Annotated in this window: 11 protein-coding genes; 5 read left to right on the forward strand and 6 right to left on the reverse strand. The window is 66.3% G+C overall.

Translation table 11 applies throughout. From position 1 onward, the window contains the following. Window positions 1-32: 32 nt before the first annotated feature. The 3 genes from MKK49_RS11195 to MKK49_RS11205 form a co-directional block, all read right to left on the reverse strand. Entirely contained in the window at window positions 33-1,286 is a 1,254-nt protein-coding gene (locus MKK49_RS11195; protein WP_244028375.1) for a DUF3829 domain-containing protein, read from the reverse strand. A 75-nt stretch (window positions 1,287-1,361) separates the two neighbouring features. Next, window positions 1,362-1,703, reverse strand: coding sequence for a hypothetical protein (locus tag MKK49_RS11200; RefSeq protein WP_244028376.1), 342 nt, complete (start codon window positions 1,701-1,703; stop codon window positions 1,362-1,364). 384 nt (window positions 1,704-2,087) lie between these two features. After that, window positions 2,088-2,906 carry a cobalamin-binding protein gene (locus tag MKK49_RS11205; RefSeq protein WP_244028377.1) on the reverse strand — a complete coding sequence of 273 codons (819 nt, stop codon included), beginning with the start codon at window positions 2,904-2,906 and terminating at the stop codon, window positions 2,088-2,090. Between the two features lie 138 nt (window positions 2,907-3,044). Here MKK49_RS11205 and MKK49_RS11210 point away from each other — a divergent pair, with 138 nt between their 5' ends. After that, window positions 3,045-3,719, forward strand: coding sequence for an HAD family hydrolase (locus tag MKK49_RS11210; protein ID WP_244028378.1), 675 nt, complete (start codon window positions 3,045-3,047; stop codon window positions 3,717-3,719). 26 nt (window positions 3,720-3,745) lie between these two features. Continuing rightward, window positions 3,746-4,150 (forward strand): acyl-CoA thioesterase, encoded by a 405-nt coding sequence (locus tag MKK49_RS11215; RefSeq protein WP_244028380.1) that lies wholly within the window; start codon window positions 3,746-3,748, stop codon window positions 4,148-4,150. 217 nt (window positions 4,151-4,367) lie between these two features. Here the strand turns inward: MKK49_RS11215 and MKK49_RS11220 are convergent, their stop codons facing one another. Then, a complete protein-coding gene (locus MKK49_RS11220; RefSeq protein WP_244028382.1) occupies window positions 4,368-5,582 on the reverse strand; it encodes an MFS transporter in 1,215 nt (404 codons plus the stop codon). A gap of 83 nt (window positions 5,583-5,665) precedes the next feature. Here MKK49_RS11220 and MKK49_RS11225 point away from each other — a divergent pair, with 83 nt between their 5' ends. From MKK49_RS11225 to MKK49_RS11235, 3 genes are all read left to right on the forward strand, one after another. Then, window positions 5,666-6,052 carry a TonB family protein gene (locus MKK49_RS11225; protein ID WP_244028383.1) on the forward strand — a complete coding sequence of 129 codons (387 nt, stop codon included), beginning with the start codon at window positions 5,666-5,668 and terminating at the stop codon, window positions 6,050-6,052. 238 nt (window positions 6,053-6,290) lie between these two features. Then, window positions 6,291-6,719, forward strand: a complete 429-nt coding sequence (locus tag MKK49_RS11230; protein WP_244028385.1) for a LexA family protein — start codon at window positions 6,291-6,293, stop codon at window positions 6,717-6,719. After that, window positions 6,716-8,005 carry a Y-family DNA polymerase gene (locus MKK49_RS11235; protein ID WP_244028387.1) on the forward strand — a complete coding sequence of 430 codons (1,290 nt, stop codon included), beginning with the start codon at window positions 6,716-6,718 and terminating at the stop codon, window positions 8,003-8,005. The genes MKK49_RS11230 and MKK49_RS11235 overlap by 4 nt, the downstream gene beginning before the upstream one ends. 189 nt (window positions 8,006-8,194) lie before the next feature. Here the strand turns inward: MKK49_RS11235 and MKK49_RS11240 are convergent, their stop codons facing one another. Next, the gene (locus tag MKK49_RS11240; RefSeq protein ID WP_244028388.1) at window positions 8,195-9,298 is read right to left on the reverse strand and encodes a catalase family protein; all 1,104 of its coding nucleotides are present in this window, start codon (window positions 9,296-9,298) and stop codon (window positions 8,195-8,197) included. A gap of 184 nt (window positions 9,299-9,482) precedes the next feature. After that, window positions 9,483-10,451: an AraC family transcriptional regulator gene (locus tag MKK49_RS11245; protein ID WP_244028390.1), complete on the reverse strand. Its 969-nt coding sequence runs from the start codon at window positions 10,449-10,451 to the stop codon at window positions 9,483-9,485. Window positions 10,452-10,733: the final 282 nt, after the last annotated feature.

Consider the following 10,733-nt stretch of genomic DNA (forward strand, 5'->3'; position numbering starts at 1 on the left):
TCAGTCTTGTCTTCAGCGATTTTCAGCTGACCTCAGCCTGGACGCACCCGGCTCTCGTTTTTCTGACAGGATTCGAGATCGCGGACCGACCGATTGTATGTCTCGTTGAACTGTTGCGCCGGCTGGCTCGGATCGCCCTTCTGGCGGATGTCCCGGGCCACATCGCGGCCATGGCCGATCACGCGCGCAACCGTATCGGTGTAGCCGGTGCAGGATGAGTTCGCCTTCGGGCTCATGCTATCAAAAGTCGTACCAAGCTGACGGTTGGCATTCGAGACCTCGCCGAGTGCGGCCACGAAGGGCGCGACATCCGCCTTCGGTCCCAATGCCTCGAACCGCCGGACCGCGCGGCGCAGCATGAGAGTGGTGGCGAGGAGACGGCGCGCAGGCGCATCGTCCGGCAGAGTTGCCAGGCGCCGCTCATCCCGGGCGATCTCGCGCTCGAACAGGGCTGTGCCATACGCGTCCATCGCTTTGGCGGCGGCCTCGACACGGGGAACGAGGATCGCGTGCTGCTCACGTGCGAACTTGAAGCCGTCCTCCTTGAACTCCCGCGTGGTCTGATACCGCGTCAGCGCCTTCAGGGTGGGATTGACCTCGCGTAGGACTGCCAGCAGCTGGGCGGCCTGAGCATCCACCTCTGGCACGACGCCCGGCGAGGCAACGGCCTTTTCCAACTCGTCGATGACCCCATCGAAGTCCACGATGCCGAAATGGTACCAGGCGTTGGCGCCGAGCTTCGTTCCGAGCTTGAGCACCCGCTCGTTGTCGCGCCGGTAATCGGCCAACTGCTGCTCCAGGGGATGAGATCGGACGAGGTGGTTCTGAACCTCGGTGTAGGCATTGGCCTTCGCCAGGACCTGAACTTCGGGAGTCTGCGCTGACGCCGGGCGGGCTGCTACCCGGGCTGCTCCGGGCGGTGGTGGCGGGCTCTGCAGCAGAGACTGAGAGGCCGGAGGTGCAGCTGGAAAATCACATTTGAAGGCGTCGATCAGGCTTTTGCGCACCGCCTCATGAGCCTGGGCGCATTGATAGGCGACGGTCGGTCGAGCCGCCTCGTTGCGCAGGACCGAGTCGCGGAAGCTTTCGCGCATCGTATTGATGCCCTGGCGGATGCCGGGGCGAGCCACTTCCGGTACGCCGGGGCTGGACGCGCATTGGGCATAAGCCTCCAGGAAGGCGTCACAGCTCTCGATACCCACCGGTGTCACTGGCGTGACCGCCACCACGGGTGTAGCCGAGATCCCCCATAGGAGGGCCAGCGCATAGGCCGAACGGTGAGACATGCCGGCCTTTCTCGTGGAGGCTGCTGCGCATTCTGATCCTAAAGGTTGACGCGCCGGGCCCTGGAACGACGAACGCTAGAGATTGCGAAGGGCGAACAGCGGGACAATGGCGGCCAGTGCGACGGGTGCCAACCAGTACTCCATACGGATCCAGAACAGCGCATGCCGCCGTATGAGCAGCACACGCGCATTCGTGGCGGGGTCGATGAGCTCACGCGGAGGCGTGCTGTTGAGGCGTCGACCGATCAACCAGTTCGCGGCCGCTGCCGCAAACAGCCCAAGGCTGAAGGCGAGGAACGCAAGTTCAGGATGGCCGAGCGCCTGAAGCGATAGCTGGACCAGTGCACCGACGATGATCGCGGTGCCGACGACAATGGGGACAACCAGGATGCCCCAACCCGACCAGATGAACAGCATGTATGTCAGCTCGCCAGTAAGGTTCGTCGATCAAGAGGTGGAGCGACGGGCCGAGCCACACCCCTCAATCCAGTCGCTGCTTACGACGGCTCAGCCACAGCCTCAATGCCGCGGCCTGCGATGACCGACAAGGGTCGCACCTCCCGGATGCCCGGTGCTGCCGTGGAGCCGGCGGCCCCATCCCGCGCCTCGATCAGCAGCCAGGACACGGCTCCCCGCTTTGTACGCGGCTGCATGCGCACGCGGCGCCAAGCACCCGCGAGCGTCTCCCCGAACTGAATGTCCGCTCCTGCCAAACTATCGTCAAGAACCGGACAGACCGCTGACCACCCATTGCGGATGTTCGTGGCGGGTACCCCAGACCCAATCCGAAGGGGAACGGCTCTAGCCGAGGATAGGGAGCGTTGGGCTGCCCGGCACCGGTGGGTGCCCAAGGGCAGACAGGATCGCGTCCAGGCCGTCGGTTAGGGCCGCGGGCCCGGGCTGGAGGATGAGGGGCGACTTGATCTCGTGGATGCGCCCCTGGGCTACGGCCGGCATATCGGCCCATCCTGCTCGGGAGGCGATGCGGGACGTCACGACCTTCTTCCCACACCACGACGCCAGGATGACCTCGGGCGCAGCCGCCACCACCGCTTCGGGCGTTACGATGCGGTCCTTGGCGGCCGCCTGCCGGGCAAGCTCTGGAAAGACGTCATCGCCGCCAGCGATGCGCACGAGCTCTGACACCCAGCCGATCCCCGAGATGAGGGGTTCGTCCCACTCCTCGAAGTACACCCGGGGGCGGGGTCGCCCGCGGACGAGGTCAGCCACCCGCGCCAGCCGGTCCTGGTAGCTGGTGGCGAGCGCCTCGGCCCGCTCGCGGGCGTCAACGAGGGCCCCGAGGGTGCGGATCATCGCGATGATGCCAGCGACGTCGCGCTGGTTAAAGGCATGCACGGCGATCCCCGCACGGACGAGATCCGCGACGATACCGGCTTGAAGATCGGAGAAGGTAAGCACCAGATCGGGTGCGAGGGCAAGGATCTTCGGTAGGTCCGCGCTGGTGAAGGCCGAGACCCTTGGCTTTTCACGACGGACCTGGGGCGGGCGCACGGCATAGCCGGACACGCCGATGATGCGGTCCTGCTCACCGAGGAGGTACAGGGTCTCGACCGTCTCCTCGGTCAGGCAGACGATACGTTCGGGCGGGAAGCGGCGCATGCACTCTCATACCCCCCAAGATGTCGACCGGCACCCCTCGGGTCGGTAGTGGCATGCCACGCTGGTCATGCCGCGCCCTCAGGCTGGAACTTGCGACCCGAACCGCTGCTTCCGTAAGGGTAGAGGAAGAAACGTTTCATGCCCGCAGCAGTGATTTTCGACGTCGATGGCACGCTCATCGACTCCGTTCCCCAGCACGCCCAGGCCTGGCAGGACGCCTTTCGCGATTTCGGCCACGACATCCCCTTCGAGGACCTTCGGCGGCAAATCGGCAAGGGCGGCGACCTCCTGCTCCCGGTTTTTCTGTCCGAGGACGAGATCGCGGAGAAGGGCGATGCGCTGGAGAAGCACCGCTCGAACGTCCTGAAGGAACGCTACCTACCGACGATCAAGGGGCTGCCCCAGGTCCGGGCACTCGTCGAACGCCTGTTGGCCGACGGCAAGCGGCTCGCGTTGGCCTCCTCCGCCAAGGCGGACGAACTCAAGGTCTACAAGAAGATCGCCGACATCGAGGATCTCATCGACATCGAGACGTCTTCCGACGATGCCGAGGAGAGCAAGCCGAACCCGGACATCTTCCTGGCCGCCTTGAAGCGTCTCGATGGGATCGAGCCAGGCGATGCAATCGTAGTCGGCGACACACCCTACGATGCCGAGGCCGCCGGCAAGGCCGGCATACGAACGATTGGCCTGCTCAGCGGCGGTTGGACGGCTGAGGAGCTGAAGCAGTCCGGCTGCATCGCCACCTGCCGGGATCCTGCGGACCTACTGGCCCACTACACGACCTCACCGCTTGTCGGACCGCAGGCCTGAACGTTCGCTGCCTCGGAGCATCTCACATGGGCGACACGATCCCACGCCTCTCCGATGGACCGCACCTACGCACCATCGCCATGCCACGTGACACGAATGCCGCCGGTGCCATCTTCGGCGGATGGACGGTGTCGCAAATGGACTTGGCAGGCGGCACGTTCGCCGCCCAGCGGACGAAGGGCCGCGTCGCGACCGTCAGCATCGACGCCATGCGCTTTCTGCGCCCGATTGCGGTGGGCGACGAGGTCAGTTGCTACTGCAGACTGCAGGAGGACGGCGAGAAATCATTGGGCGTGAGGATCGAGGTCTGGGCCAGGGACCGCACGGGGGGTGAACCGGAAAAGGTCACCGAGGGAGTCTTCACCTACGTGGCCCTGGACGAAGATGGAAAACCGCGCGGCAAGAACGACGGCCAGGCGGACAAAACCTAGACCGCGGTCGCGGCCCGCTCATCGAAGGCTCTATAAGGACCATATCGCGCCTGGGACCGCTGCACCGCCTACCGTCGCGGATCCTTCAGTCTGTGATCGTCGACGTTTATGGGATGGTCAACGCCCAAGCCTCACAAATGGTCCGATGCCCGGCAGTCGTGGTGGTCGACGCCTGACCCGGGGTTACGGGGTGGGGGGGCATACGTCCGGCCCGGTATTAAATCCGTGCCCGTTCGGTTGCCCTGCCAATCGTGAGCATCACCGTGGCACCTAGGACGACGGCAATGCAGGCGTAGATGATGACGCCCCTTGGCCCGGTTCCGTCGACGAGGAGGCCCCCGAGAACGGCACCGCTCGCAATCGCCACCTGGAACGAGGACGAGAAGAGTGCGCCCGCGCTTTCCGCAAGGTCGGGCGCGGCGCGGGCATTCCAGATCGAGGTCGAGACCGGGAACCCACCGAACGCAACGCCCCAGATGGTCGTGGCGAGGAAGGAGACGAACGGGGACGACCCTAGAAGCGCGAGCGCGAGCGTGGCGGCTCCGATGAGAAGCGCCGAACTACCGACGGCCCAGGCCGGGCTTCGCGCCGCGATCGTGCCTGCGACAACGTTGCCGAAGAAGCCGCCGATTCCGAAGGCCAGGAGCGTCAGCGAGACCGTCGACACCTCGAACCGGGGCACGGCCTCAAGGAACGGCCTGATGTAAGTGAAACCAGCGAAATGGCCGGAGACGACGATGATGACCGTCGTCAGCCCGATCAGCACGGGCCGCAGCGTCAGTGCCGCACGGAACGAGGCGATGCCCGGCGCACCCGCCGAAGGCATCCGAGGAAGGACTGCGAGTTGAACGAGAAGCGAAGCAACGCCGAGCCCGGAGGCGAGGAGGAACGTCGCCCGCCAGCCCCAGAACGCCCCGAGCGCAGCTCCGAGGGGAGCCGCCGCGACGGTGGCGAGCGACACGCCCATCACGATGATCGACATGGCGCGGGGCACGTCGGAAGGAGTTACGAGACGTAGGGCGAGCGAGGCTATCATCGCCCAGAAGCCTCCCAGGGCGAAGCCAAGAAGAGCTCTGGCCAGCAGGAGCATCGTGATGCCGGTCGCGAAGGCCGTGAGTACGCTGGAGACCGCGAGGAGGGCCATCAGCGTCCATACGATGGAGCGGCGGTCGAGACGGCCCGAGCCGAGGACCAGGAGCGGTCCGGCGCAGGCGGCGACCACTGCAGTCGCGGTCATCGCCTGTCCCACCGCGCCGTTGGACACGCCGAGATCGGCCGCCATGGGCGTCAGGAGGCTTACGGGCAGGAACTCGGCCGTGACCAACCCGAAGACCCCGAAGGACAGCGAGAAGACGGCGGACCACGCGGCAGGTTGCGCCGCGGGCGCTTGTTCCGGCAGGGTCGACGATGGCGAACATGCGAAATCTGACATCGGGTGAACCGCCTGGAAATTGGGGCGGCGCAATGGCGGCCGTCGGACTTGGGAGCGCATCGGGCATGCAGCCAAGGACAGCCATGCCCGTCCGTCGAACGGCGTTCGGTCTCTGGCTCTGCCTCATGTTCCTCACTCCGGCGGGTGCATCGGCCCAAACCCGCGTCACGCCCGAGGTTCGGGAATGGCTCTCGGCCCTCGTGGCCAAGGTGGCCACTGCCGTGGAAGTCACCCGTCCGACCCCGGGCAAGCGTCGCCCTGTCGTCGTCGAGGTTCGCGTCGTCGTCGCTGCCGATGGGACGTTGCGGGACGTCTCAGTCGAACGTGGATCCGGCTCGCGCCGCACCGACGAGAGCGCCCTGGCGGCGGTCATGGCGGCGGCTCCGTTCGGTCCTCCCCCAAAAGAGCTCCTCGCGCGGGACGGGACGGCCGACCTGAGCTTTCCGATGGAACTGGCCCATCGTCGTTGAGGGTCGTCCGGCTACTCGGCTCACCGGGAATCTATCGGCCTGGGCGGCCCGGTGATGGCAGCCTTGAGGTTCATCCGACAGGCAACGGGGATCAAACGAAGGCGGACCACCGCCTGCCGCCGATGTTAAGGAAACGAGGCGCCCCACCAAATCGTGGCCTCCGATCAAGCGTGACCGCTGGACGGAACGCGTCAAATCCGTTCATGGTTTGTTCGTAACGTGGATTCGGAGGAGCATCATGCAGGCCATCGACATCGTCATCGGCTACCCCATGCCGGTACCCCTCCTGGCGACCCCCGTCCGGGCCGGCTTCCCGAGCCCGGCGGACGATTTCGTCGAGGAGGAGATCGACCTCCAGCGCCTGCTCATCGTCAACCGACCGGCCACCTTCCTCGTCCGGGTCGCCGGCGACAGCATGGTGCTCGCCCACCTGCACGACGGCGACCTGGCGGTGGTCGACCGGTCCCTGACCCCGCGCACCGGCGACGTCGTGGTGGTCGACATCGACGGGGAGCGCTCCTTCAAGGTCTGGAAGCGTCATGGTCCCCGGGTCACCCTCCATTTCGCCAACCCCCGCTTCCCCGAGTTCAGCCTGGCGCCCGACGCCCTCGTTGAGGTCTGGGGTGTCGTTTCTGGTTCCGTGTGCGCCCGGCGCCGCTGCGAATGAGTGCCCGGGCCTACGCCCTCTCCGATGGCAACAGCTTCTACTGCTCGTGCGAGCGGGTGTTCGACGCCCGCCTCGCGCGCCTGCCCGTGATCGTGCTGTCCAATAACGATGGGTGTGCGATTGCCCGGACCCCCGAGGCCAAGGCCCTTGGCATCAGGATGGGCGAGCCTTGGTTCAAGATCCGCGACATGTGCCGGCAGCAGGGGGTGCGGGTCTACTCCTCGAATTACGCCCTGTACGGGGACATGTCGACCCGTGTGAACGCGGTCTACCGGGACTTCTCGCCTCGCATCGAGATCTACTCCATCGACGAGAGTTTTTTGGACATCTCGGATGTGCGCGAGCGGGACCGAGCGTCCCTGTGCCGGGACATGCGGGCGACCGTGCGGGCGTGGACGGGCATCCCGACTTGCGTCGGCATCGGCTCGACCAAGACGCTGGCCAAGCTCGCCAACCACATAGCCAAGAAAAACCCCGGGCTCGGCGGCGTCTGCGACCTGACCGACCCGGAGCAGTACGACCATTGGATCATCCGGGTTCCGGTCGCCGACATCTGGGGCGTCGGACCGGCCAGTGCGCGTCGGCTGGAGGCCATCGGTTGCGACAGCGCCGCCGATGTCCGCGACCTCGATCCGAGGGTCGCCCGCAAGACGATGACCGTGGTGGGCGAGCGCCTGGTCCACGAACTGCGCGGCATGGCCTGCCTCGACCTGGAGACGATAGCCGCGACCCGGAAGGGATGCGCGGTGACCCGGTCGTTCTCCGGGCGCGTCGAGGACATCGCCACCATGGAGCAGGCCGTCGCGACCCACGCGTCGCGGCTCGGGGAGAAGCTCCGGCGCGAGGGGTTGGCCACCAACCACGTCACGGTCTTCTTCCACACCTCGGAGCATGACCGCGACCGGCCGCAGCGATCGGTCTCGACGGTCGTCACGCTGACAGAGGCCACGAACGACACCATGGCCCTCGTGAAGGCCGCACTGCACGGCATCCGGAAAACCTGGCGGGACGGGTTCCGCTATTCCAAGGCCGGGGTCGTCACCACCGACCTGATGCCGCTGGCTGCCTCCCAGCGGACTTTTCCCGGCCTCGGCCAACTCGACCGCGAGATGGGGGCCGCCCTGATGGAGGCGCTCGACGCCTGCAACCGCCGCTTCGGGCGCGGGGCGGTTGTCTCGGGCGCCGCCGGTTTCGCCCCGAAGCGCGAATGGTCGACCAAGTTCGAGATGCGGTCGCCGCGCTATACGACCAGGGTCGACGAGCTTCCTATCGTCAAGGCAGCTTGAGGGTCAACGGTGGCCTGGATGGGCCGCATCCGCCTACCTGCCGGGCGAAATCCGACGTTTGGTACCCGTAATGCAGGGCTCCTTTCGACCCCACCCAGTCGTTCGGGCTTCCCGACGCAATACCCGCAAGCGGCCGTTTAGCTTGCCGCTTGCGTATAAAGCACCAAGGCCGTTGCGCCCTGTTGCGCTCTACGGGAGGTTGATCGCCTCACGCGGCTCCGAGATGGTTGTGCCGTTCCGCTCGGCGCGGAAGCGCTTGCCCATCTCGTAGGCTTGCTTGCGCGAACGCATGATGCCGCCGAGGGGCCGGTGCGCGGCGAGCCCGTGCCAGGGGCTGAACGACAGGCCGTCGTCGACTGCGCTCGACCGGGCCTCGTTCCAGGCTGTTTGCGGCTTCACCCTAATCCGCGCCACAGTCTGGTACAGGCTCTCGCTCTCGGGCCAGACCGTGGCGGCGTTCTCGACCGGCATATCGTCGAGGCCGGTGCAGAGCTGCGCCCTGACCTCCCAAAGCCCCCCATTGGCACGGAAGAACTCGACGACCGCCTCCCGTATGGCTTTCGGGCCTCCGTCCTCCGCCAAGGGCTTGTCGGTCAAGGCCGTCAGTTCGGGCGCGACCGGCGCCACGCACAATTTGGCGACGTAATCGCCGAAGCGCACGGGCACCTGACTGTAGAAGGTCTCGCCGAGGATGTGGGTCTCGGGCTGGCCGCCCATCGTCGCGACGGTGGCGTTGGGCGCACCGGTGGTCGAGACGATGAGCTCCTGCACGCCCCTCATCGCGCCCGAGACGACCTTCTTGAAGCCCTGCGCCTTGTCGGTCGTGGCCGCGAGCAGCTTCAGGGTGGCGAGGAAGGCCTTCGGCGTCGGCGCGCCGAAGGCAGGTCCGTTGACCAGCACGAGGTCTTGGGTGACGTCCCCTTCTGACCCTTCCAGCCGCTCACCTTCGACGCCGATGATCTTCACTGCGAGGCCGCGGGGCGTCGAGACGCTGTCGTCGAGGATATCGCCGGGGAGGGTCGAGAGGCGCATGATCACGGGATAGGTCGCCGGCTTGGAAAACAGGCCCTGTGCCAGGATGGACGGAAGCCCCGAGGCCACCTCAAGCTCGCCCTCAAGGAACCCGTGGCTCTTGGCGTGGACGCTGCGGATCGCATGGCCTCCATCCGCCAGGGTCTTCTCGCTGACCGAGCGCATCGTCTCCATCAGGCCCTGCGCCGTCTCGGCCTCGTCGTCGGCGATGGTTTCGACGTCGGGGCTGTAGCGAAGGTAGAAGGCGCTCGCATCGACCATGATCATTCCTCGGGGCGGGAGCAATGGCACGACCGAGGACCGGTCACCGTTTGTTTACCCCCACTGAACATTGCCAAGACCACCCGACTTCGACGGTTCCCGGACGCTAGTTCGGATCGAACGCTCGCGGACGCGATCCGAACGATGGAGCACCGAGGCGGGGCTACTCGGCGTCGTGACGGGATCAGGTCGGTTCTATGGGGGGCTCGCTCTCGATGCGCTCCGGCTCGCCTTCGTCCATTCCGCCCACGAGACGGAATTGGCTCGGCGCGGTCCCGAACTCGACCTCGAACGCCTTGCTGAACGCGCTCCGGCTCGCGTAGCCGACGGTAGCGGCGATGACTTTCACCGGTAGGTCGGTGCCGCTGAGGAGACGGGCGGCGATCCGGAGGCGGACTCTCTGGACGAACTCCATCGGGCCTTGTCCGAAGGCCGCGGCGAACCCTTCCGCGAAGCTGGTTCGGCTCATGCCCGCGAGGGCCGCCAAGCTGTCGACGGAGTACCGCGCACCCGGCTGTTCGAGGACCGTCAGGACGGCGCGGGCGAGCTTCGGGTCCTGTAGGGCCGTCAGGATCGGAGACGTGAAGTCGCCCGCCGCCAGATGCCGGCGCAGGAGGATGATGAGGCACTGCTTCATCAGCACCTCCGTCATCGCCTGTGTCGCGAGGTTGGGGCTCACGACCTCGGCGAGCATGAGATCGAAGGCGTAACGCAGCGCCGGATCCGAGGGAAAGGTCTCCACTATGGGGGCCTGAAACAACTCGAACAGACCCATCGCCCCGGTATGGGTGTCGGCGATCTGGCCGCACACGAAGAGCGCATCGGGGCTCCCGTCACCGGCCGTGAACGAGATCAATCCGTCACCGTGGAGGACGCAGTGATCCTCGGCGCGGACCTCACCGACGCAGTCCTCGGCAGCGCCGAGGCTGTGCGAATGCCCAGCCGGCACGACGATGATGGTGTGCGGCGCGAAGGACCGCCACGGTCCTTGCCCGACCCGGAGGCTCCCGGTTCCGCGCAGAACGTAGTGGACGGTGATCGCCTCGAACGGGCTGAAACCAAGGCGCCATCCGCGCTGTATAGTGCAGACGGAGAACGACCGCAGGCGCACCGCGAGCGTGACGAGAAGGCGGTCGAGAAGATCGGCTCCCATGATGGCTGACTATGCGTCATCGCCATCGAAAGCCCCAGCGATTTACCGTGATGTCGACAGCCTCATGCGCGGCCCGGGCGCGCATCGAGGGCGAGCGGGATCACGGCCAGCGATTGATCGAGGCTCACGCGCTGCCGCCGCAGTGGCCTGCCCCCGTTCGGTGGCCCATGTTCGAAGTTAGTGCATCGTCGGTCGCGTGACGATGGCAGGGCGAGCGGACGGCACTGATCCGCTCGGTTCGGTTGGCCAGATGAGGACCTCTGGCGCAGGCGGCTGGTAGCC

It is taken from the genome of Methylobacterium sp. J-090, from assembly GCF_022829345.1.
Lineage (GTDB): Bacteria > Pseudomonadota > Alphaproteobacteria > Rhizobiales > Beijerinckiaceae > Methylobacterium.

Bases quoted from the DNA above. Each gene is read 5' to 3' on its own strand.
- MKK49_RS11195 (WP_244028375.1), bottom strand. From the start codon at position 1,286: ATGTCTCACCGTTCGGCCTATGCGCTGGCCCTCCTATGGGGGATCTCG.
- MKK49_RS11200 (WP_244028376.1), bottom strand. From the start codon at position 1,703: ATGCTGTTCATCTGGTCGGGTTGGGGCATCCTGGTTGTCCCCATTGTC.
- MKK49_RS11205 (WP_244028377.1), bottom strand. From the start codon at position 2,906: ATGCGCCGCTTCCCGCCCGAACGTATCGTCTGCCTGACCGAGGAGACG.
- MKK49_RS11240 (WP_244028388.1), bottom strand. From the start codon at position 9,298: ATGGTCGATGCGAGCGCCTTCTACCTTCGCTACAGCCCCGACGTCGAA.
- MKK49_RS11235 (WP_244028387.1), top strand. From the start codon at position 6,716: ATGAGTGCCCGGGCCTACGCCCTCTCCGATGGCAACAGCTTCTACTGC.
- MKK49_RS11230 (WP_244028385.1), top strand. From the start codon at position 6,291: ATGCAGGCCATCGACATCGTCATCGGCTACCCCATGCCGGTACCCCTC.
- MKK49_RS11245 (WP_244028390.1), bottom strand. From the start codon at position 10,451: ATGGGAGCCGATCTTCTCGACCGCCTTCTCGTCACGCTCGCGGTGCGC.
- MKK49_RS11210 (WP_244028378.1), top strand. From the start codon at position 3,045: ATGCCCGCAGCAGTGATTTTCGACGTCGATGGCACGCTCATCGACTCC.
- MKK49_RS11225 (WP_244028383.1), top strand. From the start codon at position 5,666: ATGCCCGTCCGTCGAACGGCGTTCGGTCTCTGGCTCTGCCTCATGTTC.
- MKK49_RS11215 (WP_244028380.1), top strand. From the start codon at position 3,746: ATGGGCGACACGATCCCACGCCTCTCCGATGGACCGCACCTACGCACC.
- MKK49_RS11220 (WP_244028382.1), bottom strand. From the start codon at position 5,582: ATGTCAGATTTCGCATGTTCGCCATCGTCGACCCTGCCGGAACAAGCG.